25 protein-coding genes and 1 other annotated feature are annotated in these 25,646 nt (G+C 51.8%); of the genes, 8 read left to right on the forward strand and 17 right to left on the reverse strand.

Going from position 1 to position 25,646, the window contains the following annotated elements; genetic code table 11:
* The first annotated feature begins 2 nt into the window (after positions 1-2).
* Both msyB and satP read left to right on the forward strand, forming a co-directional pair.
* On the forward strand, positions 3-716 hold the full coding sequence (gene msyB, locus ACJHX3_RS07135; protein ID WP_001102383.1) for an acidic protein MsyB: 714 nt from the start codon (positions 3-5) through the stop codon (positions 714-716).
* Positions 717-864: 148 nt separating this feature from the next.
* A complete protein-coding gene (gene satP, locus ACJHX3_RS07140; protein WP_000528538.1) occupies positions 865-1,431 on the forward strand; it encodes an acetate uptake transporter in 567 nt (188 codons plus the stop codon).
* A 34-nt stretch (positions 1,432-1,465) separates the two neighbouring features.
* Here satP and mog read toward each other — a convergent pair whose 3' ends face one another.
* Positions 1,466-2,053, reverse strand: a complete 588-nt coding sequence (gene mog / locus ACJHX3_RS07145) for a molybdopterin adenylyltransferase (RefSeq protein ID WP_001094682.1) — start codon at positions 2,051-2,053, stop codon at positions 1,466-1,468.
* 114 nt (positions 2,054-2,167) lie between these two features.
* Entirely contained in the window at positions 2,168-3,121 is a 954-nt protein-coding gene (gene tal, locus ACJHX3_RS07150) for a transaldolase (RefSeq protein ID WP_000130189.1), read from the reverse strand.
* 278 nt (positions 3,122-3,399) lie between these two features.
* On the opposite strand from tal, the gene ACJHX3_RS07155 reads away from it, so the two are divergent.
* Together ACJHX3_RS07155 and yaaA are read left to right on the forward strand one after the other, a co-directional pair.
* Entirely contained in the window at positions 3,400-4,830 is a 1,431-nt protein-coding gene (locus ACJHX3_RS07155) for an alanine/glycine:cation symporter family protein (RefSeq protein ID WP_001112563.1), read from the forward strand.
* A gap of 69 nt (positions 4,831-4,899) precedes the next feature.
* On the forward strand, positions 4,900-5,676 hold the full coding sequence (gene yaaA / locus ACJHX3_RS07160; protein ID WP_061359636.1) for a peroxide stress protein YaaA: 777 nt from the start codon (positions 4,900-4,902) through the stop codon (positions 5,674-5,676).
* A gap of 152 nt (positions 5,677-5,828) precedes the next feature.
* Here yaaA and ACJHX3_RS07165 read toward each other — a convergent pair whose 3' ends face one another.
* The 7 genes from ACJHX3_RS07165 to yjjY all read right to left on the reverse strand — a co-directional run bounded on the left by ACJHX3_RS07165 (position 5,829) and on the right by yjjY (position 12,608).
* On the reverse strand, positions 5,829-6,125 hold the full coding sequence (locus tag ACJHX3_RS07165; RefSeq protein ID WP_094321721.1) for a DUF2502 domain-containing protein: 297 nt from the start codon (positions 6,123-6,125) through the stop codon (positions 5,829-5,831).
* Positions 6,126-6,338: 213 nt separating this feature from the next.
* Complete coding sequence (gene thrC / locus ACJHX3_RS07170; protein WP_000781063.1) at positions 6,339-7,625, reverse strand: threonine synthase; 1,287 nt, start codon at positions 7,623-7,625, stop codon at positions 6,339-6,341.
* Positions 7,626-8,558, reverse strand: a complete 933-nt coding sequence (gene thrB, locus ACJHX3_RS07175; RefSeq protein WP_000241648.1) for a homoserine kinase — start codon at positions 8,556-8,558, stop codon at positions 7,626-7,628.
* 1 nt (position 8,559) lies between these two features.
* Positions 8,560-11,022, reverse strand: coding sequence for a bifunctional aspartate kinase/homoserine dehydrogenase I (gene thrA / locus ACJHX3_RS07180; RefSeq protein WP_001264699.1), 2,463 nt, complete (start codon positions 11,020-11,022; stop codon positions 8,560-8,562).
* 25 nt (positions 11,023-11,047) lie between these two features.
* Positions 11,048-11,167: a sequence feature (Thr leader region), on the reverse strand.
* Positions 11,103-11,168, reverse strand: a complete 66-nt coding sequence (gene thrL / locus ACJHX3_RS07185; protein WP_001386572.1) for a thr operon leader peptide — start codon at positions 11,166-11,168, stop codon at positions 11,103-11,105. Its footprint overlaps the feature before it by 65 nt.
* Positions 11,169-11,381: 213 nt before the next feature.
* Complete coding sequence (locus ACJHX3_RS07190) at positions 11,382-12,068, reverse strand: tRNA/rRNA methyltransferase (RefSeq protein WP_001223151.1); 687 nt, start codon at positions 12,066-12,068, stop codon at positions 11,382-11,384.
* Positions 12,069-12,467: 399 nt separating this feature from the next.
* On the reverse strand, positions 12,468-12,608 hold the full coding sequence (gene yjjY / locus ACJHX3_RS07195) for a protein YjjY (protein ID WP_001303782.1): 141 nt from the start codon (positions 12,606-12,608) through the stop codon (positions 12,468-12,470).
* A gap of 95 nt (positions 12,609-12,703) precedes the next feature.
* Here yjjY and arcA point away from each other — a divergent pair, with 95 nt between their 5' ends.
* A complete protein-coding gene (arcA, locus tag ACJHX3_RS07200; RefSeq protein WP_001194358.1) occupies positions 12,704-13,420 on the forward strand; it encodes a two-component system response regulator ArcA in 717 nt (238 codons plus the stop codon).
* Between the two features lie 59 nt (positions 13,421-13,479).
* Here the strand turns inward: arcA and creD are convergent, their stop codons facing one another.
* Genes creD through creA form a run of 4 tightly spaced genes read right to left on the reverse strand, consistent with a single transcriptional unit; the run spans position 13,480 to position 17,489 of the window.
* Positions 13,480-14,832: a cell envelope integrity protein CreD gene (creD, locus tag ACJHX3_RS07205; RefSeq protein ID WP_053263429.1), complete on the reverse strand. Its 1,353-nt coding sequence runs from the start codon at positions 14,830-14,832 to the stop codon at positions 13,480-13,482.
* 57 nt (positions 14,833-14,889) lie between these two features.
* The gene (gene creC, locus ACJHX3_RS07210; RefSeq protein WP_053263428.1) at positions 14,890-16,314 is read right to left on the reverse strand and encodes a two-component system sensor histidine kinase CreC; all 1,425 of its coding nucleotides are present in this window, start codon (positions 16,312-16,314) and stop codon (positions 14,890-14,892) included.
* Positions 16,314-17,003 (reverse strand): two-component system response regulator CreB, encoded by a 690-nt coding sequence (gene creB / locus ACJHX3_RS07215; RefSeq protein WP_094308581.1) that lies wholly within the window; start codon positions 17,001-17,003, stop codon positions 16,314-16,316. The genes creC and creB overlap by 1 nt, the downstream gene beginning before the upstream one ends.
* A gap of 12 nt (positions 17,004-17,015) precedes the next feature.
* Entirely contained in the window at positions 17,016-17,489 is a 474-nt protein-coding gene (gene creA / locus ACJHX3_RS07220) for a protein CreA (RefSeq protein WP_094308580.1), read from the reverse strand.
* Between the two features lie 210 nt (positions 17,490-17,699).
* On the opposite strand from creA, the gene robA reads away from it, so the two are divergent.
* Positions 17,700-18,569: an MDR efflux pump AcrAB transcriptional activator RobA gene (gene robA / locus ACJHX3_RS07225; RefSeq protein ID WP_000371666.1), complete on the forward strand. Its 870-nt coding sequence runs from the start codon at positions 17,700-17,702 to the stop codon at positions 18,567-18,569.
* Here robA and gpmB read toward each other — a convergent pair.
* Complete coding sequence (gene gpmB, locus ACJHX3_RS07230) at positions 18,566-19,213, reverse strand: 2,3-diphosphoglycerate-dependent phosphoglycerate mutase GpmB (protein WP_000942344.1); 648 nt, start codon at positions 19,211-19,213, stop codon at positions 18,566-18,568. The two genes, robA and gpmB, sit on opposite strands and share 4 nt — an antisense overlap.
* 51 nt (positions 19,214-19,264) lie before the next feature.
* Here gpmB and yjjX point away from each other — a divergent pair, with 51 nt between their 5' ends.
* Complete coding sequence (yjjX, locus tag ACJHX3_RS07235; RefSeq protein ID WP_094308585.1) at positions 19,265-19,786, forward strand: inosine/xanthosine triphosphatase; 522 nt, start codon at positions 19,265-19,267, stop codon at positions 19,784-19,786.
* Positions 19,787-19,870: 84 nt separating this feature from the next.
* Here yjjX and trpR read toward each other — a convergent pair whose 3' ends face one another.
* Both trpR and sltY read right to left on the reverse strand, forming a co-directional pair.
* On the reverse strand, positions 19,871-20,197 hold the full coding sequence (gene trpR / locus ACJHX3_RS07240; RefSeq protein WP_000068679.1) for a trp operon repressor: 327 nt from the start codon (positions 20,195-20,197) through the stop codon (positions 19,871-19,873).
* A gap of 89 nt (positions 20,198-20,286) precedes the next feature.
* On the reverse strand, positions 20,287-22,224 hold the full coding sequence (sltY, locus tag ACJHX3_RS07245; RefSeq protein WP_000409442.1) for a murein transglycosylase: 1,938 nt from the start codon (positions 22,222-22,224) through the stop codon (positions 20,287-20,289).
* 210 nt (positions 22,225-22,434) lie between these two features.
* Here sltY and ettA point away from each other — a divergent pair, with 210 nt between their 5' ends.
* The gene (ettA, locus tag ACJHX3_RS07250; protein WP_094308579.1) at positions 22,435-24,102 is read left to right on the forward strand and encodes an energy-dependent translational throttle protein EttA; all 1,668 of its coding nucleotides are present in this window, start codon (positions 22,435-22,437) and stop codon (positions 24,100-24,102) included.
* Positions 24,103-24,408: 306 nt separating this feature from the next.
* On the opposite strand, the gene nadR is transcribed toward ettA, so the two are convergent.
* Positions 24,409-25,641 carry a multifunctional transcriptional regulator/nicotinamide-nucleotide adenylyltransferase/ribosylnicotinamide kinase NadR gene (gene nadR / locus ACJHX3_RS07255; protein ID WP_000093813.1) on the reverse strand — a complete coding sequence of 411 codons (1,233 nt, stop codon included), beginning with the start codon at positions 25,639-25,641 and terminating at the stop codon, positions 24,409-24,411.
* Positions 25,642-25,646 lie beyond the last annotated feature (5 nt).

A 25,646-nucleotide genomic window follows, 5' to 3' on the forward strand; every position in this document is an offset into this window, starting at 1 on the left:
AAATGAATGTTAATTACCTGAATGATTCAGATCTGGATTTTCTTCAGCATTGTAGTGAGGAACAGTTGGCAAATTTCGCCCGATTGCTCACCCATAATGAAAAAGGCAAAACTCGCCTCTCCAGCGTACTGATGCGCAACGAACTGTTTAAATCGATGGAAGGGCATCCCGAGCAACATCGCCGCAACTGGCAGCTGATTGCTGGAGAATTACAGCATTTTGGTGGCGATAGTATCGCCAACAAACTGCGCGGACACGGTAAATTGTATCGGGCCATTTTGCTCGATGTTTCAAAACGATTGAAGCTGAAAGCCGACAAAGAGATGTCTACGTTTGAGATTGAGCAACAGTTACTGGAACAATTTCTGCGTAACACCTGGAAGAATATGGACGAGGAACATAAGCAGGAGTTTCTGCACGCGGTCGATGCCAGGGTGAATGAGCTGGAAGAGCTGCTGCCGCTGCTGATGAAAGACAAATTATTGGCAAAAGGCGTGTCGCATTTGCTTTCCAGCCAATTGACCCGCATTTTACGCACCCACGCAGCAATGAGCGTGCTTGGGCATGGTTTGCTGCGCGGCGCGGGTCTGGGAGGCCCTGTGGGCGCAGCATTAAATGGGGTTAAAGCGGTCAGCGGCAGTGCCTATCGCGTGACAATTCCAGCCGTACTGCAAATCGCCTGCCTGCGCCGGATGGTTAGCGCCACTCAGGTCTGACACCGTAAACCGGGGAAAATTTTCATTTTCCCCTCAAAAGATCGTAGACACTGCCCCACTGGCTGATTATTATGCCGCGCCCTGAAAACACTACTGTTATTCAGGGAAATTATTTCACCATTCATTCGATGATGATTTTTGAGGAATTATGGGCAACACTAAGTTGGCTAATCCGGCACCGCTGGGCCTGATGGGCTTCGGCATGACCACCATTCTGCTTAACCTGCACAACGTGGGTTATTTCGCTCTGGACGGTATTATTCTTGCCATGGGCATTTTCTACGGCGGCATCGCGCAAATTTTTGCCGGTCTGCTGGAGTACAAAAAAGGCAACACTTTCGGTTTAACCGCATTCACCTCTTACGGTTCTTTCTGGCTGACGTTGGTTGCGATTCTGCTGATGCCGAAACTGGGTCTGACCGATGCGCCAAATGCACAGTTCCTTGGTGTCTACCTGGGTCTGTGGGGCGTATTTACGCTGTTTATGTTCTTCGGCACGCTGAAAGGCGCACGCGTTCTGCAATTCGTTTTCTTTAGCCTGACTGTGCTGTTTGCCCTGCTGGCGATCGGTAACATTGCCGGTAACGCCGCAATCATCCACTTTGCCGGCTGGATTGGTCTGATCTGTGGTGCCAGTGCAATCTATCTGGCGATGGGTGAAGTACTGAACGAGCAGTTTGGTCGCACCGTTCTGCCGATTGGTGAATCCCACTAATTGTTTTGAGATCCCCCCGCTCGGGGGGATTTTTTTATTCGCTAACGTCGCGTCTTGCACTCTTCGGTCTGAATGCAGCAACCACTTCTGGTGCCGTTTCAACGTATGGCCCTTCCAGCAACTGAATGCAGTACGGTACGCTGGCAAAAATACCGTGTACCACAACGTTACCCGCAGCGTCCTTCACACCTTCCAGCGTCTCTTTAATAGACTTCGGCTGACCGGGTAAGTTAAGGATCAGCGCCTGTTTGCGAATCACACCAACCTGACGCGAAAGGATCGCAGTTGGTACAAAATGCAGGCTTATCTGGCGCATCTGTTCACCAAAGCCAGGCATCTCGCGGTCCGCTACTGCCAGCGTCGCATCGGGCGTTACGTCACGACGCGCCGGGCCAGTTCCGCCCGTGGTGAGCACCAGATGGCAACTCATTTCATCCACTAGCTCACACAACGTTTGCTCGATGATCGCCTGCTCATCGGGGATTAAGCGGGTTTCCAGTTCAAACGGCGTGGTTAGCGCCGATGTCAGCCATTCTTCCAGCGCAGGGATGCCTTTATCCTGATAAACGCCGCTGGATGCGCGATCAGAGATGGAAACTAAGCCAATACGTAAAGTATTCATCAAGATTTTTCCGTTTAAACAGTCTCGTTAAACAGAATGATACACTGCGAAGGGAGTGACAGACAGGCTTCAGAAGAGGTAGCGTGACCGACTTCCCGGTCACGCTAAGAATGATTACAGCAGATCGCCGATCATTTTTTCCAGTTTTTCCTGGTCAATAGCAAACTTACGGATACCTTCCGCCAGTTTATCTACTGCCATTGGATCCTGGTTGTGCTGCCACAGGAACTCGGACTCAGTGATACGCGCCGGACGCGCTTTCACTTCGCCGGTGTAAGACAGTTTACGTTCGATAGCCCCTTCGCTCTCAGCCAGCTCTTTCAGCAGTGTAGGTGCGATGGTAAGACGGTCGCAGCCTGCCAGTTCCAGAATTTCGCCGATGTTACGGAAGCTTGCGCCCATAACCACGGTTTCATAACCGTGCTCTTTGTAGTACTGGTAGATTTCAGATACAGAAACCACGCCCGGATCTTCTGCCGGAGCGTACTCTTTCTTATCGGTATTCGCTTTGTACCAGTCAAGAATACGGCCAACAAACGGCGAGATCAGGAACACGCCCGCTTCCGCACAAGCACGAGCCTGAGCGAAGGAGAACAGCAGGGTCAGGTTACAGTTGATGCCTTCTTTTTCCAGCTGTTCTGCAGCACGGATACCCTGCCAGGTAGAAGCCAGTTTGATCAGAATACGATCGTTGCTAATACCAGCATCGTTGTAGAGTTTGATCAGGCGTTTTGCTTTCGCAATTGACGCTTCGGTGTCATAGGAAAGACGCGCATCAACTTCAGTTGAGATACGGCCCGGAACCAGTTTCAGGATTTCCAGACCAATATTTACTGCCAGTTTGTCGGTCGCGTCCACGATCTGCTGCGCGCGATCGTTGCTCTGCTGTTTCGCCCAGGCGACAGCATCATCAATCAACTTACGGTATTCCGGAATCTGCGCTGCGTTAAGAATGAGAGAAGGGTTGGTTGTGGCATCCTGCGGTTGATACAGCTTCATTGCCGCGATGTCCCCAGTGTCGGCCACTACGGTGGTGTACTGACGAAGGGAGGTCAATTTGTCCGTCATGATAGTATTTCTCTTTAAACAGCTTGTTAGGGGGATGTAACCGGTCTGCCCTGATGATATCACGACGCAACGTCAGCGCAACCGCCGACAAGACGGTTATCGCCAGGCGAGACTGTTTCGGATTTCTGACACTGCGTTGATATCGCCCGCCATTTTTATACAAAACCTCATGTATGCTACGCAGAAGTTATCAAGTACCTCGTAGCGTATATACTTCTTAAACAATTGGTAACGTTTACACAGGAAAGTCATCGCGACCGGCAATAAGAGGGATATGCATGCCAGATTTTTTCTCCTTTATTAACAGCGTCCTTTGGGGATCGGTAATGATTTACCTGCTCTTCGGCGCAGGTTGTTGGTTCACTTTTCGCACCGGATTTGTGCAGTTTCGCTACATCCGCCAGTTTGGCAAAAGTCTTAAAAATAGCATTCATCCACAGCCAGGCGGTTTAACCTCATTTCAGTCATTGTGTACCAGTCTTGCGGCGCGCGTGGGTAGCGGCAACCTGGCCGGCGTTGCGCTGGCAATTACCGCCGGTGGACCTGGAGCCGTCTTCTGGATGTGGGTTGCCGCGTTTATCGGCATGGCGACCTCGTTTGCCGAATGTTCCCTCGCACAGCTTTATAAAGAACGTGATGCCAATGGGCAGTTTCGTGGCGGACCGGCATGGTATATGGCGCGCGGGCTGGGGATGCGCTGGATGGGCGTTCTGTTCGCCGTCTTTTTGCTCATCGCCTACGGCATAATTTTCAGCGGAATTCAGGCGAACGCCGTTGCGCGAGCCCTGAGTTTTTCTTTTGATTTTCCCCCGCTGGTGACAGGTATTATTCTCGCTGTCTTTGCTCTGCTGGCGATCACTCGCGGTCTTCATGGCGTCGCCCGGCTCATGCAGGGGTTTGTCCCGTTGATGGCGATAATCTGGGTACTGACCAGCCTGGTGATTTGCGTAATGAATATCGGGCAACTTCCCCACGTCATTTGGTCTATTTTTGAGAGTGCTTTTGGCTGGCAGGAAGCGGCAGGCGGCGCGGCGGGATATACCTTAAGCCAGGCGATTACTAACGGTTTTCAGCGCAGTATGTTTTCCAATGAGGCGGGAATGGGGTCGACGCCAAACGCGGCAGCGGCAGCGGCGTCCTGGCCTCCGCATCCGGCAGCGCAAGGGATTGTCCAGATGATTGGCATTTTTATCGACACCCTGGTCATCTGTACGGCAAGCGCCATGCTGATATTACTGGCGGGTAACGGCACAACCTACATGCCGCTGGAAGGTATTCAGCTTATCCAGAAGGCGATGCGGGTGCTAATGGGTTCCTGGGGTGCTGAGTTTGTTACCCTCGTGGTTATTCTGTTTGCCTTCAGCTCCATCGTTGCCAACTACATTTACGCCGAAAACAATCTCTTCTTTTTACGCCTGAACAACCCTAAAGCGATCTGGTGTTTGCGGATCTGCACCTTCGCAACGGTCATCGGCGGCACCTTGCTAAGTCTTCCGCTGATGTGGCAACTGGCAGATATCATAATGGCCTGCATGGCTATTACCAATTTGACCGCCATTTTACTGCTCTCGCCTGTGGTTCATACCATTGCCAGTGATTATCTACGCCAGCGTAAACTCGGCGTGCGCCCGGTGTTTGATCCGTTGCGTTATCCGGATATCGGCCGCCAGCTTTCTCCGGACGCGTGGGATGATGTTTCGCAGGAGTAATCACAACTATCGATCAACTCATTCTCTTTTTTTGCTAAAGTCGGCATAAATTTCCTGCAAGGACTGGATATGCTGATTCTTATTTCACCTGCGAAAACGCTTGATTACCAAAGCCCGTTGACCACCACGCGCTATACGCTGCCGGAGCTGTTAGACAATTCCCAGCAGTTGATCCATGAAGCGCGGAAACTGACGCCTCCGCAGATTAGCACGCTGATGCGCATCAGCGACAAACTGGCGGGTATCAACGCCGCTCGCTTTCATGACTGGCAGCCAGATTTCACGCCGGAGAATGCCCGCCAGGCGATTCTGGCGTTTAAAGGTGATGTCTACACCGGCTTGCAGGCCGAAACCTTCAGCGAAGACGATTTCGATTTTGCCCAACAGCATTTGCGAATGCTTTCCGGCTTGTATGGCGTACTGCGCCCGCTCGATTTAATGCAGCCTTATCGTCTGGAAATGGGGATCCGTCTTGAGAATGCCCGAGGGAAAGATCTGTATCAATTCTGGGGAGATATCATCACCAACAAGCTGAACGAGGCGCTCGCAGCACAAGGCGATAATGTGGTGATTAATCTGGCGTCAGATGAGTATTTTAAATCGGTGAAGCCGAAGAAATTGAATGCCGAGATTATCAAGCCGGTGTTCCTCGATGAGAAGAACGGCAAATTTAAGATAATCAGCTTCTACGCTAAGAAAGCACGCGGTCTGATGAGTCGTTTTATTATTGAAAATCGGCTGACCAAACCAGAGCAACTGACTGGTTTTAATAGCGAAGGTTACTTCTTTGATGAAGCTTCCTCCAGCAATGGCGAACTGGTGTTTAAACGCTACGAGCAGCATTAAGTTTGCAGTCAATGCCGGATGCGGCGTGAACGCCTTATCCGGCCTACAAAAGCATGCAGATTCAATATATTGCAGAATTCACGTAGGCCTGATAAGACGCGCCAGCGTCGCATCAGGCGCTGAATGCCGGATTGTTACCCGGCATTTGTCATTTAGCGGTGATGTTTGCCTGGACCATGACCGCCGTGATGATCATGATGAGCTTTCTTATGGTGACGCGGCGGTGGCGGCGGTCCGTGTGGGTGCCAGCGATTGCCTCGCCATTCATAATGTTGTTTCCACCAGCCGTAGTCGCGCCAGTGACCGCCATCCCAGTAATAACCGCGATTATCACGATCGCCTATCTGTAATTTTACTGACGGGACTAACGTAATTTCCGCAGCCTGCGCTGCCATGGGAGCGACCAGAACCAGGGAAAGTGCGAGTACGATAGATTGCATCTTTTTCACAGGTTACTCCTTTTATCATTGCCCGTTATGGGTCGATATCCGGAGATTACGCGATGAGAACGGCGGTTGTTATTCTCCGCAATCCTAATCTCTAAGTTACCGCATTTATTGAGAATTTCTCCTTTTTCCCTGTCGTTTCTCTCCATATTTTCTTCACAAAAAAGCCGGGCTGCATAAAAGCAAACCCGGCCTGATTGAGATAATGAATAGATGTTACTGATGATTCATCATCAATTTACGCAACGCAGCAAAATCGGCGGGCAGATTATGTGAAAGCAAGGGTAAATCAGCACGTTCTGCCAGCTCTTTTGGCAGATCCAACGTTTCACCGAGAATCGCTTCCACGCTCTCTTTAAATTTCGCCGGATGCGCGGTGCCGAGGAACAAGCCATATTCGCCTGGATTCAACTGGTCACGCAGCGCACGATACGCTACGGCAGCGTGCGGCTCCGAGGTGTAGCCCAGTTCTTTTAACTCACGCATTGTCTGTTGCGTGGTTTCATCATCCACGGCTGCATAACCCAGCTCTTTCAGTTGCCAGATTTTGCGGCGGAACAACTCTTCCACACGCGGCCAGTTGTTCGGCTGACTCACGTCCATCGCGTTGGATAACGTCGCCTGAGTCGCTTTGGGGGACCACTGACCGTCGTGCAGGAAACGTGGCACGGTATCGTTCACGTTGGTCGCAGCAATAAAACGTTTCACCGGCAGACCGAGTGACTTCGCCAGCAGACCCGCCGTCAAATCGCCGAAGTTTCCGCTTGGTACCGAAACAACCAGCTGGTTGCGCGCCTCCTGCGGCAGCTGCGCAACAGCTTCAAAGTAGTAGCAAATCTGCGCCAGCAAACGGCTGATGTTAATCGAGTTAGCTGAGTTTAACCCCAGCGCCACTTTCAGTTCTTCATCATCAAACGCCTGCTTCACCAGCGCCTGACAGGCATCGAAATCGCCGTCGATGGCAACAGTTTCGATATTGCCGCCCAATGTACAGAACAGTTTTTCTTGCAGTGGACTGATTTTGCCTCGTGGATAGAGGATAACCACTTTCACATTCGGCAAACCGTAGAAAGCATGAGCCACTGCCGCTCCGGTATCACCGGAGGTCGCGGTCAGAATGGTCACTGGCTTATCACCCGCAATATGGGTCAGCATTTGTGCCATAAAGCGACCGCCGAAATCTTTAAATGCCAGCGTTGGCCCGTGGAACAATTCCAGACAACCGACATCGCTTTCAACATTGGCGACCGGAGCCGGGAAGGCAAACGCCGCGCGCACGCGCTCTTCCAGGATTTCCTGCGGGATTTCATCACCAATAAACGCCGAGAGGATCTTCGCACTGCGGGTGACAAAATCCAGCTTCAGCATCTCATCAATTTCAGTCAGGCTGAATTCCGGCAGGTCATGCGGAAAAAACAGCCCCTGATTTTTGCCCAACCCCTGGGTTACGGCTTGCGCAAAGCTGACCTGCTCGTTGTGATCTTTCAGATTGTAGAGTTTCATTTAGTTTTCCAGTACTCGTGCGCCCGCCGTATCCAGCCGGCAAATATGAACAAAACCTTCCTGATTTTGCAGGTAGTTCTTACCCAACCAGTCGGCAACGCGCTGGGCGGTATCCGGCTTGTCACACAGAGCGAACAAGGTCGGGCCGGAGCCGGAGATACCGCTCGCTACCGCGCCGATTTCCGCGACCGCCTGCCGCGCCTGCCGGAAGCCTGGCAGTAATCGTTCACGGTAGGGTTCAGCGATAACATCTTTCATCAGCTTCGCGGCAAGCTCAGGCTGACGGGAATAGCAGGCGTGAATGAAGCCTGCCAGATGTCGCCCGTGCGCAATGCAATCCTGGCGGCGATACTGCGCCGGTAAAATAGCCCGGGCTTCTGCCGTCGAGACTTTAATCCCCGGATACGCCAGCACCCACAGCCACTCATCAAACCCAGGCACTTGCTGGCTGATGATGTCGTTTTCTTCGATCATCAACTGCATACCACCTAGAAAACACGGTGCCACGTTGTCGTAATGAATGCTGCCGGAGATACGTCCTTCCAGCTCGCCCATCAAAGCCAGCAAACGAGTGTCATTAAGCGGCTTGCCGCAGTGTTCATTCATCGCCATCAGCGCCGCGACCACCGAACAGGCGCTGGAGCCTAAGCCCGAACCGATCGGCATATTCTTTTCCAGAGTCATCGCCACTGGAATTTGCTTGCCAAGCTCCTGGCAAAAACGCTCCCAGCACTGATAAACGATATTTTCCCGTGGTTCTGACGGCAGCTTATCGGCAAAGCGCCCGAGGTTGTTGAGACTGAATATCTCTGCCGCCTCAACCGTAACTACATCTCCGAGCAATGCACCATCAACGGGTGTCACCGCCGCCCCGAGCACATCAAACCCGACGCTCATATTGGCACTGGAAGCCGGGGCATAAACTTTAACCATGTCAGACTCCTAACTTCCATGAGAGGGTACGCAGCAGATCGGCAAAGACACCAGCAGCGGTAACGTCATTGCCCGCACCATATCCGCGCAGCACCAACGGCAGCGGCTGATAATAGTGGCTATAGAAGGCCAGGGCGTTTTCGCCATTTTTCACTTTGAACAGCGGATCATTACCATCCACTTCGGCAATCTTCACGCGACAGACGCCATCTTCATCAATATTGCCAACATAGCGCAAAACTTTTCCTTCATCACGGGCCTTCGCCACGCGCGCGGCAAAGCGATCGTCGAGCTGTGACAGATTCGCCATAAAAGCGGCAACATCACCCTCGGCGTTAAACTCTGCGGGCAGCACAGGTTCAATTTCAATATCCGCCAGCTCCAGTTCACGTCCCGTTTCACGGGCGAGAATCAATAGTTTACGCGCCACATCCATACCAGAAAGATCATCTCGCGGATCCGGTTCGGTATAACCCATTTCCCGTGCCAGCGTGGTCGCCTCGGAGAAACTCATGCCTTCGTCTAACTTGCCGAAGATATAAGAAAGCGATCCTGAAAGAATGCCGGAGAACTTCATCAATTCATCACCAGCATTGAGCAGATTTTGCAGGTTTTCAATAACCGGTAATCCAGCCCCAACGTTGGTGTCATAGAGGAATTTCCGCCGCGATTTTTCCGCCGCATGACGCAACAGATGGTAGTAATCCATCGACGAGGTGTTGGCCTTTTTGTTCGGCGTGACAACGTGGAAACCTTCGCGCAGGAAGTCGGCATATTGATCCGCCACTGCCTGGCTGGAGGTGCAGTCAACAATGACCGGGTTCAGCAGATGATATTCTTTCACGAGGCGAATTAAGCGCCCGAGATTAAACGGCTCTTTGGCTTGCGCCAGTTCTTCCTGCCAGTTTTCCAGATTTAGGCCATGCACATTGGTGAGCAGTGCCTTCGAGTTGGCAACACCGCAGACACGTAAGTCGATATGTTTATTCTTCAGCCAGCTTTGTTGACGCTTCAGTTGCTCCAGCAGCGCACCGCCAACGCCACCGACGCCAATCACAAACACTTCGATAACCTGATCGGTATTGAACAGCATCTGATGAGTAACGCGCACGCCAGTGGTCGCATCATCGTTATTTACCACGACAGAGATTGAGCGTTCAGAAGATCCCTGAGCAATAGCGACAATGTTGATATTGGCGCGGGCCAGCGCGGCAAAGAATTTCGCCGAGATCCCACGCAAGGTACGCATACCATCACCTACCACCGAGATAATGGCCAGCCGTTCCGTCACCGCCAGCGGCTCCAGTAAGCCTTCTTTCAGTTCCAGGTAGAACTCTTCCTGCATTGCCCGTTCAGCTCGCACACAGTCGCTTTGTGGAACGCAGAAACTGATACTGTATTCGGAAGATGATTGCGTGATCAGCACCACAGAAATACGGGCGCGTGACATCGCTGCAAACACGCGCGCCGCCATGCCAACCATCCCTTTCATCCCCGGGCCGGAAACGCTGAACATTGCCATGTTATTCAGATTGGAAATGCCCTTGACCGGTAATTCGTCTTCATCACGGCTGGCACCAATGAGCGTACCTGGTGCTTGAGGATTTCCGGTATTTTTAATCAGGCAAGGGATCTGGAACTGGGCGATGGGGGTAATGGTGCGGGGGTGAAGAACTTTAGCGCCGAAGTAGGAAAGCTCCATCGCTTCCTGGTAGGACATCGACTTCAACAACCTCGCATCGGGCACCTGACGCGGGTCGCAGGTATAGACCCCGTCAACGTCCGTCCAAATCTCGCAACAATCGGCGCGTAAACAGGCAGCCAGCACCGCCGCAGAGTAGTCGGAACCGTTACGTCCAAGCACCACCAGTTCGCCTTTTTCATTACCGGCGGTGAAACCTGCCATCAGCACCATGTGATCAGCCGGAATGCGGCTTGCCGCAATACGGCGGGTGGACTCAGCAATATCGACGGTAGATTCGAGGTAATGCCCCACTGCCAGCAGTTTTTCGACCGGATCGATAACGGTAACGTTGTGACCACGCGCTTCTAACACGCCGGCCATAATGGCGATCGACATTTTCTCGCCACGGCAAATCAGCGCAGCGTTGATGCTATCCGGGCACTGCCCCAACAAACTAATGCCATGCAGGACATGTTTTATTTGGGCAAATTCCTGATCGACGAAAGTTTTCAATTGCGCCAGCGGGAACCCCGGCTGGGCGGCGGCGAGTCCCGTCAAAAGTTCGGCAAAAATACGTTCGGCATCGCTGATATTGGGTAAAGCATCCTGGCCGCTAATGGTTTTTTCAATCATCGCCACCAGGTGGTTGGTGATTTTGGCGGGGGCAGAGAGGACGGTGGCCACCTGCCCCTGCCTGGCATTGCTTTCCAGAATATCGGCAACACGCAGAAAACGTTCTGCATTTGCCACTGATGTACCGCCGAACTTCAACACTCGCATGGTTGTTACCTCGTTACCTTTGGTCGAAAAAAAAGCCCGCACTGTCAGGTGCGGGCTTTTTTCTGTGTTTCCTGTACGCGTCAGCCCGCACCGTTACCTGTGGTAATGGTGATGGTGGTGGTAATGGTGGTGCTAATGCGTTTCATGGATGTTGTGTACTCTGTAATTTTTATCTGTCTGTGCGCTATGCCTATATTGGTTAAAGTATTTAGTGACCTAAGTCAATAAAATTTTAATTTACTCACGGCAGGTAACCAGTTCAGAAGCTGCTATCAGACACTCTTTTTTTAATCCACACAGAGACATATTGCCCGTTGCAGTCAGAATGAAAAGCTGAAAAATACTTACTGAGGCGTTTTTTATTTGGTGATATTTTTTTCAATATCATGCAGCAAACGGTGCAACATTGCCGTGTCTCGTTGCTCTAAAAGCCCCAGGCGTTGTTGTAACCAGTCGACCAGTTTTATGTCATCTGCCACTGCCAGAGTCGTCAGCAATGCCATGGCTCGTTCGCGTAAAGCTTGCAGTTGATGTTGGTCTGCCGTTGTGTCACTTTTCGCCGGTTGTTGTATTAATGTTGCTAATTGATAGCAATAGACCATCACCGCCTGCCCAAGATTGAGCGAAGGATAATCCGCCACCATCGGCACACCAGTAAGAACGTCAGCCAACGCTAACTCTTCGTTAGTCAGCCCGGAATCTTCGCGACCAAACACCAGCGCGGCATGGCTCATCCATGAAGATTTTTCCTCTAACAGCGGCACCAGTTCTACTGGCGTAGCGTAGTAATGATATTTCGCCCGACTGCGCGCAGTGGTGGCGACAGTGAAATCGACATCGTGTAACGATTCAGCCAGCGTCGGGAAAACTTTAATATTATCAATAATATCACCAGATCCATGTGCGACCCAGCGGGTGGCTGGCTCCAGGTGCGCTTGACTATCGACAATCCGCAGTTCGCTAAAACCCATCGTTTTCATTGCCCGCGCCGCTGCCCCAATATTTTCTGCTCTGGCGGGTGCGACCAGAATAATCGTTATACGCATATTGCCACTCTTCTTGACCAAATAACCGCGAACAGGGTGATCACTGTCAACTTATTATGCGGTGCGAATTTACAAATTCTTAACGTAAGTCGCAGAAAAAGCCCTTTACTTAGCTTAAAAAAGGCTAAACTATTTCCTGACTGTACTAACGGTTGAATTGTTAAAAAATGCTACATATCCTTCTGTTTACTTAGGATAATTTTATAAAAAATAAATCTCGACAATTGGATTCACCACGTTTATTAGTTGTATGATGCAACTAGTTGGATTATTAAAATAATGTGACGAAAGCTAGCATTTAGATACGATGATTTCATCAAACTGTTAACGTGCTACAATTGAACTTGATATATGTCAACGAAGCGTAGTTTTATTGGGTGTCCGGCCCCTCTTAGCCTGTTATGTTGCTGTTAAAATGGTTAGGATGACAGCCGTTTTTGACACTGTCGGGTCCTGAGGGAAAGTACCCACGACCAAGCTAATGATGTTGTTGACGTTGATGGAAAGTGCATCAAGAACGCAATTACGTACTTTAGTCATGTTACGCCGATCATGTTAATTTGCAGCATGCATCAGGCAGGTCAGGGACTTTTGTACTTCCTGTTTCGATTTAGTTGGCAATTTAGGTAGCAAACATGCAGACCCCGCACATTCTTATCGTTGAAGACGAGTTGGTAACACGCAACACGTTGAAAAGTATTTTCGAAGCGGAAGGCTATGATGTTTTCGAAGCGACAGATGGCGCGGAAATGCATCAGATCCTCTCTGAATATGACATCAACCTGGTGATCATGGATATCAATCTGCCGGGTAAGAACGGTCTTCTGTTAGCGCGTGAACTGCGCGAGCAGGCGAATGTTGCGTTGATGTTCCTGACTGGCCGTGACAACGAAGTCGATAAAATTCTCGGCCTCGAAATCGGTGCAGATGACTACATCACCAAACCGTTCAACCCGCGTGAACTGACGATTCGTGCACGCAACCTGCTGTCCCGTACCATGAATCTGGGTACTGTCAGCGAAGAACGTCGTAGCGTTGAAAGCTACAAGTTCAATGGTTGGGAACTGGACATCAACAGCCGTTCGTTGATCGGCCCTGATGGCGAGCAGTACAAGCTGCCGCGCAGCGAGTTCCGCGCCATGCTTCACTTCTGTGAAAACCCAGGCAAAATTCAGTCTCGTGCTGAACTGCTGAAGAAAATGACCGGCCGTGAGCTGAAACCACACGACCGTACTGTAGACGTGACGATCCGCCGTATTCGTAAACATTTCGAATCTACACCGGATACGCCGGAAATCATCGCCACCATCCACGGTGAAGGTTATCGCTTCTGTGGTGATCTGGAAGATTAATCGGCTTTACCACCGTCAAAAAAAACGGCGCTTTTTAGCGCCGTTTTTATTTTTCAACCTTATTTCCAGATACGTAATTGATCGTCCATTGTAACTTCTTTACTGGCTTTCATTTTCGGCAGTGAAAACGCATACCAGTCGATATTACGAGTCACAAACATCATGCCGGCCAGCGCCACCACCAGCACACTGGTTCCCAACAACAGCGCGCTATCGGCAGAGTTGAGCAGTCCCCACATCACACCATCCAGCAACAACAGCGCGAGGGTAAACAACATGCTGTTGCGCCAACCTTTCAATACCGCCTGCAAATAAATACCGTTCATTAACGCCCCAATCAGACTGGCGATTATCCATGCCACGGTAAAACCGGTATGTTCAGAAAGCGCCAGCAAGAGCAAATAAAACATCACCAATGAAAGCCCCACCAGCAAATATTGCATTGGGTGTAAACGTTGCGCGGTGAGCGTTTCAAAAACAAAGAACGCCATAAAAGTCAGTGCAATCAGCAGAATGGCGTACTTAGTCGCCCGGTCCGTTAATTGGTATTGATCGGCTGGCGTCGTCACTGCGACGCTAAACGCGGGGAAGTTTTCCCAGCCGGTATCATTGCCTGAAGCAAAACGCTCACCGAGATTATTAGCAAACCAGCTGCTTTGCCATTGCGCCTGAAAACCTGACTCGCTAACTTCCCGTTTGGCTGGTAGAAAATCACCTAAAAAACTGGGATGCGGCCAGTTGCTGGTTAAGGTCATTTCGCTATTACGCCCGGCAGGCACCACAGAAAGATCGCCGGTACCGCTTAAATTCAGGGCCATATTCAGCTGCAGGTTCTGCTTCCGCCAGTCCCCTTCGGGTAAAGGGATATGCACGCCCTGCCCGCCTTGCTCTAACCCGGTACCGGGTTCAATGGTCAGTGCCGTTCCGTTAACTTCAGGCGCTTTCACCACACCAATACCACGCGCATCCCCGACGCTAATCACAATAAATGGCTTGCCTAAGGTGATATTTGGCGCGTCGAGTTCGCTAAGACGCGAAACATCGAAATCGGCTTTTAGCGTTAAATCACTGTGCCAGACCTGACCGGTATAAATCCCTATCTTGCGTTCTTCCACGTTCTGATTGCCATCAACCATCAATGACTCAGGTAACCAAAAATGGATAAAACTTCGTTTCCGCTCCACGGTTTTATCGTCTTCCTGCACCGTATAATGCTCGGTCACAGGAATAGCGATGAGCGGCCCAACGAGTTTTTGCGGCCCGCTGGTACTTTGGCGAATCGCATCTTCCACATCGCTACGGTAATCGGCACGTTCGACAATCACCTGCCGAATCAGCATTATCGGAATCAACAACAGCAATACTGCACCAAACAAGGTGGTCATTTTCCAGAACAGGGGGGATTTCAACATAGTCTTCTCCTTTGCAATGGCAGCAGGATACGAAGGCTATGTGGGAAGAATTTGAAGCTATGTGAAGTGACGGTGAAGTCGAAGCGAGGCCAGCACGCCACCTTCCTGCACGTTGCGCAGCGTGACTTCGCCGTTAAACAAACGGGCGACCTCACTGACGAACGCCAACCCCAGACCGCTGCTTTTTTGCCCATTTGCACGCGGCAAAGAGTAAAACCGTTCAAAAATACGTGACAGCGCGTAGTCAGGAATACCACTACCGGTATCCAGCACCTTAAGCGTGACGTGTTCCTGCTCCACTTCGGCGCTTAGCGTGATGCAACCGCTCTCGGGGGTAAAATCGATGGCGTTATCCAGTAAATTCCCCAGCGCCTGCTCCAGTAACGCCGGTTCAGCAGCAACATTAACCTCAGTGGGCATAACATGTAGAGTGATGTTTTTTTCTGCCAACTGCACAGTGCGCGCTTCGCTGACGCGGCGAAATAATGCCGCCACATCAACAGCAGTCAGAACGACTTCCTGACGATTCTCCAGCCTTGCCTGGCGTAGTAACGTTTCTACCAATGCCTGCATACGCGCATTTTGCGTCAGAATGTTGTCAGTAAAACGAGCCACTACTTCAGGCGGCGGACCTTCGCGTAAAATTTCCGCCGCGCCACGAATCGCCGCCAGTGGGCTTTTTAGCTCATGGGTTAACGCATAAACATACTGCTCAATATAGTTTTTCCCTTCCAGCTTCACGCGCATACTTTCCAGCGCCTGCGCAAGCTTACGCAGCTCGCTACTGCCGAGTTCAGGAAGAGGAACAGGCTTATTGTCAGTGACGGAATCAGCATAGCGAGTGAGCCGGGCAATGGAGCGGTTGATCCACCAAACCATGCCTGCGCCAATCATCAGTGCAATCCCCAACAAAATGGCGCTGGCCCATAAAATTCGCCGCTCGCTGCGCTTAATGACCGGAGCCATCGCTGCGTTCGGTTTGCCTACGCTCAAAACGCCAATAAGCCGCGAGCCGTCCATAATCGGTGCGGCAACATACATCACCGAACTTTCGGGATCGGCAGGATTTTGCAACGTGCTGCGCGCACCATACTGACCACGCAACGTTAGCCAGACGTCATTCCAGCGCGAATAATCCTGTCCAACGGCTTTATTTGCCGAATCGAACAATACTTTGCCCTGCGCATCGGTCATATAGACATGATATTCATTGCGCACTTTGTTAATGCCACCGATATTGGCGCGAAACGGGCGATGTTGTAGCTGATTAAACGCCTGCGCCAGTTGCCCATGCGTTGTGTCCCCAGAGAGCAAATCGGGACGCGCCAGCTCCGCCAGCAACGTTGCGGTGTCGATCAACGTCCCCTCCGTTGCTCTTCGCACGCCCGGTTTAACTTCTTTGACAAAAATAGCCAGTACGAACCAGGCCGCCACCGCCACCAGTAAAAAATAGCCCAGCAGCAACCGCATGCCGATACGCATTACAGGCCCCTCAGGCTATATCCCATGCCGCGATGAGTATTAATCGGTGAAAGATCGGGGTTGATGGTGCGCAGCTTGGCACGCAACGTTTTAATGTGGGTATCGACGGTGCGATCGTAGGTGTCCTGCGCATCTTCCCACACGCTATCCATCAGTTGCTGGCGGGACCAGACGCGGCCTGGCGACTTGAGTAACGTCTTCAGCAATAAAAACTCATACCGCGTCAGCGTTAATGGCGTGTCAAACCAGCTGATCTGCGCCGCGGGTTCATTCAATTCAAAATGACCAATACGGATGACGGGAGACGGCGTCGAGAACTTCTTCACCCGACGCAGTAAGGTGCGCACCCTGGCGCACACTTCGCGGGGTGAAAACGGTTTAGCCACATAGTCGTCAGCGCCAATTTCCAGCCCAAGCAGGCGATCGACCTCTTCACTTCGGGCCGTCAGGAACAGTACAGGTAACGCCGGATGGAGCGCCAGTAACTGGCGGCACAATTCAAAGCCGCGGATATCAGGCAAACCAACATCGAGAATCATGACGTCGGGAACCTGCTGGCGAGCTTTATCCAGCACCGGCAAGCCTCGCTCAAAGACCTCGACGGCAAAACCTTCCTGCTGCAACATGTAGACCAGCGTGTCGGCTATCCCTTGCTCATCTTCCACTAACCAGACCGTTTCCCGTTGCATAAATCGCCTCTGTTATTGCCGCCACGGCATGACAGGAACCGCGCTAATCGCGTTTTTCGGCGAACCTTCTACAACTTTGTCGGAGTAAGCCAGATAAGCGAGCGCGTTGCGTTTGGCGTCATAAAAGCGCACGACCTGTAACGACTTAAAGACTAGGGACGTGCGTTTTTTGAATACTACCTCGCCCTGAGCTTTGCCGTTTTTAATACGATCCGACAGTTCAATCGGCCCGACTTGCTGACAAGAAATGGCCGCATCGGAGGTATCTTCTGCCAGGCCCAATCCCCCTTTAATACCACCGGTTTTCGCCCGGCTCACATAACAGGTGACATTTTCCACATCGGGATCGTCAAAGGCTTCCACAACAATTTTGTGATCCGGGCCGATCATTTTAAATACGGTGTCGACCGAACCAATCTCCTCTGCATGAGCCAATGGCCCCAGCATTATCAGGCTTAAAGACAGGATCAAATGCTTGTATTTCATATTGTTACCATTTTTATCTATTACAAGAGCAATTAGTTCGTCACGGTAAATAACATATTGATTAAGAACAAAATCTCAATACTTTTATTTCCGTCAAGCCCTAAAACATACTCTACTAAGAAAAAAACACTGAATGCTAAAACAGCAAAAAATGCTATTATCCAATTACCTGATGTCAGGTGCTCGTTGTTGAAAGGATGAGGATATTTTATGGATCAGGCCGGCATTATTCGCGACCTTTTAATCTGGCTGGAAGGTCATCTGGATCAGCCCCTGTCGCTCGACAATGTAGCGGCGAAAGCAGGTTATTCCAAGTGGCACTTACAGAGAATGTTTAAAGATGTCACTGGCCATGCTATTGGCGCGTATATTCGTGCTCGTCGTTTGTCGAAATCGGCGGTCGCACTACGCCTGACTGCGCGTCCGATTCTGGACATCGCGCTGCAATACCGCTTCGACTCTCAACAGACATTTACCCGCGCATTCAAGAAGCAGTTTGCCCAGACTCCTGCACTTTACCGCCGTTCTCCTGAATGGAGCGCCTTTGGTATTCGCCCGCCGCTACGTCTGGGTGAATTCACTATGCCAGAGCACAAATTTGTCACCCTGGAAGATACGCCGCTGATTGGTGTTACCCAGAGCTACTCCTGTTCGCTGGAGCAAATCTCTGATTTCCGCCATGAAATGCGTTATCAGTTCTGGCACGATTTTCTCGGCAACGCGCCGACCATTCCGCCGGTGCTCTACGGCCTGAATGAAACGCGTCCGAGTCAGGATAAAGACGACGAACAAGAAGTATTCTATACCACCGCGTTAGCCCAGGATCAGGCAGATGGCTATGTACTGACGGGGCATCCGGTGATGCTGCAGGGCGGCGAATATGTGATGTTTACCTATGAAGGTCTGGGAACCGGCGTGCAGGAGTTTATCCTGACGGTATATGGAACATGCATGCCAATGCTTAACCTGACGCGCCGTAAAGGTCAGGATATTGAGCGATACTACCCGGCAGAAGATGCCAAAGCAGGAGATCGCCCAATTAATCTGCGCTGTGAACTGCTGATTCCGATCCGTCGTTAACGCTGCAACTCATCTAATGCAGGGGCGTCCAGATGCGAGATGTCCCCTGCGGTTTCAACAACCCAGCCAGACGCCAGCCACAGGCTTTCCTGATAATCCACGCGCGAAATAGAACAGTTACGCAGACGTAAGCGGCGCTCTGCCCATGCTGGTAATCCGAGAATCGTACTCACCAGGCATCCCAGTGCAATACCATGACTCACCAGCAGCGGTCGGCTTCCCTGCGGTAAGTCCCGGCAAGATTCCAGTGCCGCATTGACGCGATCGCTGAGCTCCTGCATTGACTCGCCTTCAGGAATACGCCCGTCAACGGTGCCATTGACCAGCTGCCGACGCCAGTTCTCTTCTTCTTCGGTCAGAGAATCGATATGTCTTTTTTCCAGCACACCCATGTTTAATTCACGCAGGCGAGAATCAAAGATGATGTCACAGCCGCAGGCCTGGGCGATGATTTCCGCCGTACGCCGGGTGCGTCCTAAATCGCTACTGATGATATGCGTAATGCCAAGCTCTTTGGCACGGGTTGCCACCTGCATCGCCTGTTGCTCACCTTTGGCGGTCAGCGGGCTGTCAGACTGGCCCTGAATACGTCGCTCGGCGTTCCACTGCGTTTCACCGTGGCGGACTAGGTATACCTGTAACATGCTTTTTTTCCGTATACTGCTGTAACGTTAATTTTCTGAGTAATGCTGATTATGCACCAAGTTGTCTGTGCGACCACCAATCCCGCTAAAATTCAGGCCATTCTGCAGGCATTTCACGAGATCTTCGGCGAAGGATCCTGCCATATTGCATCCGTTGCCGTCGAGAGCGGTGTACCGGAACAACCCTTTGGCAGTGAGGAAACGCGCGCTGGCGCACGAAATCGGGTAGCAAATGCCCGCCGTTTACTTCCAGAGGCTGATTTTTGGGTGGCGATTGAAGCTGGCATCGATGGTGACAGCACTTTCAGTTGGGTGGTGATTGAAAACGTCAGCCAGCGCGGCGAGGCGCGTTCGGCTACTTTGCCGTTGCCTGCGGTGATTCTGGAAAAAGTGCGTGAAGGCGAGGCGCTCGGCCCCGTGATGTCGCGTTATACCGGTATTGATGAGATTGGTCGTAAGGAAGGGGCGATCGGCGTGTTTACCGCCGGGAAACTCACCCGCGCCAGCGTCTATCACCAGGCGGTGATCCTGGCGCTGAGTCCGTTTCATAATGCCGTGTATCAGGCATTGTAGGACGGATAAGGCGTTCACGCCGCATCCGGCATTCGGTGCACGATGCCTGATGCGACGCTGCCGCGTCTTATCAGGCCTACAAAATCAATCGCTTTTCAGCAACACCTCTTCCAGCCACTGGCGCAGCTCAACGGGCGCGGCTTTCAGGCTGTTAGATCCACGCGTAATCGTCGCGATGCCCGCGCCAAGTTCATTTTTTAACTCACGCTGGCTCATTTCGCCGCGCAACAGCTCTTCGACAATACGCACGCGAGTCCCCAACGCTTCGCGCTCATCTGGCGTCAGCATCAGGTTTAACAACGGTAAATGGAGATCGTTTTGGTAGGCATTCTTAAGCAGGTCGACAAAACGTAACCACTCCTGGTGACGCTGTTCTGCCATCGCTGCTGAATAGGGTGATTGTTGGGCCATAATATGTCGCCATTGTTAGCGGGGGAAGCAAAATGCCTCCCCCGGTTGTACTCGCTAAAGAGTACGATAGCATATCATAAACGTGCGGATCAGTAACGACGTCCCCATTCCGTGGCGCTCATCAACGTCGGTTTATCCCCCATGAAATAGCGGTAGTAAGCGTCATAAGCCAGCACGTTCTTCACATAACCGCGCGTCTCGGAGAACGGAATACTCTCGACAAATGCCACAGCGTCGATACGCCCGGCGCTGTTGCCAAGCCAGGTTCGCACCCGTCCAGGTCCGGCGTTATAAGCTGCTGAGGAGAAAATACGGTTATTGCCAAACTGCTGATAAACATATTGCAGGTAACTGGTGCCAATGTTGATATTCGTTTCCGGATCCAGCAATTGCCCAGGGCTGCTATAACCAGGAATAGAGAACATCTTCACCGTATGGGTCGCTGTACCAGGCATAATCTGCATCAGGCCGCTGGCCCCTACCGGTGATTTCACTTTCGGATTCCAGGCGCTCTCCTGACGGGCAATCGCCATCGCATAGCTTTGCGGGATCTCTTTCCCACTGGTGTAACGTTTGAAAAGATCGTTGTAAGCCAGCGGGAATCGCTCTTCCAGATGATCCCAAAGCTTCCCGGCGATCGTTGCCTGAACGCTAAGATCCCACCATTGGTTATTGAAAGCATACCGAGCCAGTTGAGCCTGCTCTGTTTTTGACTTGCTCTTCACCAGATTGGCCCACTCGCTACGCGCGGTGTTATCGAGATTCCAGTACATCAACTCGCGCACGCGCGCCATCTCCGGCCCCTGAGTCAGGGCGCTGTCAACATTCTGCGGCGCTTTATCAATCTTCAGCTCATACTCTTCTCCGATGCGTTGTGCTGCAACCATCGGGTAGAAACCACGCTGTTGCATGAGTTGATGCAAAATCTCTTTCGCTTCAGCTTCACGTCCGCGTTCCAGCAATAAATCCGCCTGCCAGTAACGCCATTCATCTTTCTCTTTTGCTTCCATCGGCAGACGCGCCAGCCAGGTATTCAGGCCGCGACGATCGCCGGTGCCAAGTGCCATTCGCACACGGCGTTCAATCAACGACGTGGATTGCGAGCGCATAATGGCGTCATCGCGCCATTTCGCCTGCTCGTCGGTGACATCGTTGCCCATCAAACGCCAGGCGACGATATCGCGCAGCTCCTGAATATGATCTTCATTAAGCTGCTGCGCCTGGGCAAGCGACGGGATCATCAGCCGTGCATTTTCAGCATCCTGCCGCGCCACACTGGCAAACGCCACCGCCGCCATTTGACGGGTAAAATCGGTCGCTCCGGTTGTACGCGCGAAGGTCAGTACCGTATTAGGGTTGTTCGCCAGTGAAATGATTGCCGAGGCGATAGTCTGGTAATCGGCAGGCATCTGCCCTGCCAGCACTGTTACCAGGCCAGTGTTACCCGCTTTCATCGCCAGACGGATACGCTCTAAATAAGCCAGCGGATCTTGTTTACCTGACGCACGCCAGACGCTAAATAACTTGTCACAGGCGTTAGGCTGGCTCTTGCCGGTTAGCCACAGCTCTTTCGCCCCTTGCCAGGCTTCTTCACTTTGCCCGGTGTTCCATTTCGCATAGTAGTAATTACATTGCGCTTCGGTAGTTCCGGGCTTTTCCGGGCTAAAGGCTAACAAGCCACGCCAGTCTTCACGCCGCGCCAGTTCATTGACGAAACGAGATTGCAGCGTGCGAGCGGGAGGAAGCGTGGGGTTAGCGCGAACAAAGTTAGTGACCGTCACCGCCGGTTGATTCATCAGATCATCGGTGATCTGGCGGTATTCCAGGTAGGGATAAAGCGGATAATCCTTCAGTCCAGGCATCATTTGTTCGACCACATCCATTTGTCGATTATCCCAGGCCTGCTTGATTTGCGCGTAACGGCTACGCTGCTCATCCAGTGAGTCGGCTCGCGCCACGCTGCTGACCGTCAGCAGACAGACACCGGCAGCCAACAGCCGCCAGGTAACTTGTTTGGCTTTTTCCACAAGCGCATCCTCTAAGTGTAAATACATCAATGCAGCGTCATGCCGCGTAATAGATTTATGCTAACCAGTCATTGCCGTTTACGCCACGTTACGGACACTTTTTTACTTTTACTGCGAAGGTGATCGACCAACTGGGATTAGGCGGGGAAAAAGGCTACACTTCGCCTTTGAAAACTCATCATCACGATAAACATAGAGGCGAAGTCCAACGTGGCTCAATTCGTTTATACCATGCATCGTGTCGGCAAAGTTGTTCCGCCGAAACGTCATATTTTGAAAAACATCTCTCTGAGTTTCTTCCCTGGGGCAAAAATTGGTGTCCTGGGTCTGAACGGCGCGGGTAAGTCTACCCTGCTGCGCATTATGGCGGGCATTGATAAAGACATCGAAGGTGAAGCGCGTCCGCAGCCAGACATCAAGATTGGTTACCTGCCGCAGGAACCGCAGCTGACCCCGGAACACACCGTGCGTGAGTCCATTGAAGAAGCGGTTTCTGAAGTGGTTAACGCCCTGAAACGCCTGGATGAAGTGTATGCGCTGTACGCCGATCCGGATGCCGATTTTGACAAGCTGGCCGCTGAACAAGGCCGTCTGGAAGAGATCATTCAGGCTCACGACGGTCATAACCTGAACGTACAGCTGGAGCGTGCGGCGGATGCGCTACGTCTGCCGGACTGGGACGCGAAAATCGCTAACCTCTCCGGTGGTGAGCGTCGTCGCGTAGCGTTGTGCCGCCTGCTGCTGGAAAAACCAGACATGCTGCTGCTCGACGAACCGACCAACCACCTGGATGCCGAATCCGTGGCCTGGCTGGAACGCTTCCTGCACGACTTCGAGGGCACCGTGGTGGCGATTACCCACGACCGTTACTTCCTCGATAACGTTGCAGGCTGGATCCTCGAACTTGACCGCGGTGAAGGTATTCCGTGGGAAGGCAACTACTCCTCCTGGCTGGAGCAGAAAGATCAGCGCCTGGCGCAGGAAGCTTCACAAGAAGCGGCGCGTCGTAAGTCGATCGAGAAAGAGCTGGAGTGGGTACGTCAGGGAACTAAAGGCCGCCAGTCGAAAGGTAAAGCACGTCTGGCACGCTTTGAAGAGCTGAACAGCACCGAATATCAGAAACGTAACGAAACCAACGAACTGTTTATTCCACCTGGACCGCGTCTGGGCGATAAAGTGCTGGAAGTCAGCAATCTGCGTAAATCCTACGGTGATCGCCTGCTGATTGATGACCTGAGCTTCTCGATCCCGAAAGGGGCAATCGTCGGGATCATCGGTCCGAACGGCGCGGGTAAATCGACCCTGTTCCGTATGATCTCTGGTCAGGAACAGCCGGACAGCGGCACCATCACTTTAGGTGAAACGGTGAAACTGGCATCGGTTGATCAGTTCCGTGACTCAATGGATAACAGCAAAACCGTTTGGGAAGAAGTTTCCGGCGGGCTGGATATTATGAAGATCGGCAACACCGAGATGCCAAGCCGCGCCTACGTTGGCCGCTTTAACTTTAAAGGGGTTGATCAGGGTAAACGCGTTGGTGAACTTTCCGGTGGTGAGCGCGGTCGTCTGCATCTGGCGAAGCTGCTGCAGGTTGGCGGCAACATGCTGCTGCTCGACGAACCAACCAACGACCTGGATATCGAAACCCTGCGCGCGCTGGAAAACGCCCTGCTGGAGTTCCCGGGCTGTGCGATGGTTATCTCGCACGACCGTTGGTTCCTCGACCGTATCGCCACGCACATCCTGGACTACCAGGATGAAGGTAAAGTTGAGTTCTTCGAAGGTAACTTTACTGAGTACGAAGAGTACAAGAAACGCACGCTGGGCGCAGACGCACTGGAGCCGAAGCGTATCAAGTACAAGCGTATTGCGAAGTAATGCGTAAAATGCCGGATGCGGCGTGAACGCCTTATCCGGCCTACAAACCAAGAAATTTCAATACGTTGTGAATCTCCAGGCCTGATAAGACGCGGTAAGCGTCGCATCAGGCATTGAGCACCGAATGCCGGATACGGCGTGAACGCCTTTTCCGGCCTACAACAGCCTTAGTATCCGCAATTTCGTAGCGGGTCACCCGTGCAGGTTTTTTCAAACCTTGTTTAATCTCGACAGCCTCTTCCAGAAAGGTTTTCAACTCATCAAAAAACTTATTTTATACCTCGCCTTTGAGCCGTTTCATCGCGGTTATCTCTGCTCCCCCATCATCTCCCGCACCAGCTCCACGCAGCGCAGGAAACGGCTGTCATAATCGTCCTCTTCAACCCGCACGAATTCGATATTGTTCTCTTCCAGCATCTCCACCAGCAAGTTCTGGAACTCTTTGCGATCCACCGAACTGCCGAGGCTGCGTAAACCATCCGCCACCCACGGCGTGTTGTTCTCCAGCAGGATCACCAGATCGAAACGGTATTCATCAATCAACGCCTGCACGAACGGATGCTCACGCCCTTCGTACTTTTTGCAGAACGCCTGGGTAGTGACAAAATCAGTGTCAATAAACGCCACTTTATTGGCGTATTTCACTGCAAAATCAATGTATTGTGCGTGGCCCAGCGCGATTTTATCGTAGTCGGAATACTGCAATGCGATCTCATCACCGCCGAGGTGTGAAAAGACATAATCGCGACCATATTCCCACGCACTGGTGGTATTGAAGATATTGGCAAGTTTGTTTACCAGGGTGGATTTACCGCTCGACTCGCCGCCAAGGATCGCCACGGTACGCACAAAGAACGGCTTCACTTCCGTAGGAATATATTCCCAGTAGCGGAACGGGTTTTCGCGGATCTGCGCACCGCTGATACTCATAAAGGTACGTTTCGGATCGACCAGTACCGTCTCGATCCCCAGATGTTCCATATACTGTGGCGCATCGGCTTCTTCCGAGGTGTAGATCAGGTCCGGCTGGATCCCCTTTTCAGCCATAAACTTTTTGATGCCGTTGCTCCACACATCCCAGCCATGCGGATACGGCTCCATGCCCTCTTCGTTGAAAGCATGAATGCGAATATTTTTCTGATATTTAAAAGTTTGCAATAACCAGCGCAGACGATCCGGCACCGTGGGCTGCTGCGACATGGCGCTGTCTTCAAACAACGCGCGGTCGCGGGTATCGTCAAAACCCATAATGATATGCAGCTCGTCAACCTGGCTACAGGCGCGCTGGATAAGGTAGATATGTCCGGTATGCAGCGGGTAGAACTTACCGAATACGACACCAATGGTTTTCTTCTGCCGGGGAAATTCAAGCCCCAAAAAACGGTGCAACGCCTCCAGCTTTTGCGCGCTGGGGCTTTTAATTTTGGCATTCAGTAACTGGCTTAAATACCCTTTGGTCATACCGCTGGCATCAGCTACCTGCTGTAACGTGCAGCCCTGTTGCTTGATGGCAGTTTTCAGGTAATCAAATGACGACATATCTC

Source organism: Escherichia sp. WS1265, from assembly GCF_046487585.1.
GTDB lineage: Bacteria > Pseudomonadota > Gammaproteobacteria > Enterobacterales > Enterobacteriaceae > Escherichia > Escherichia coli.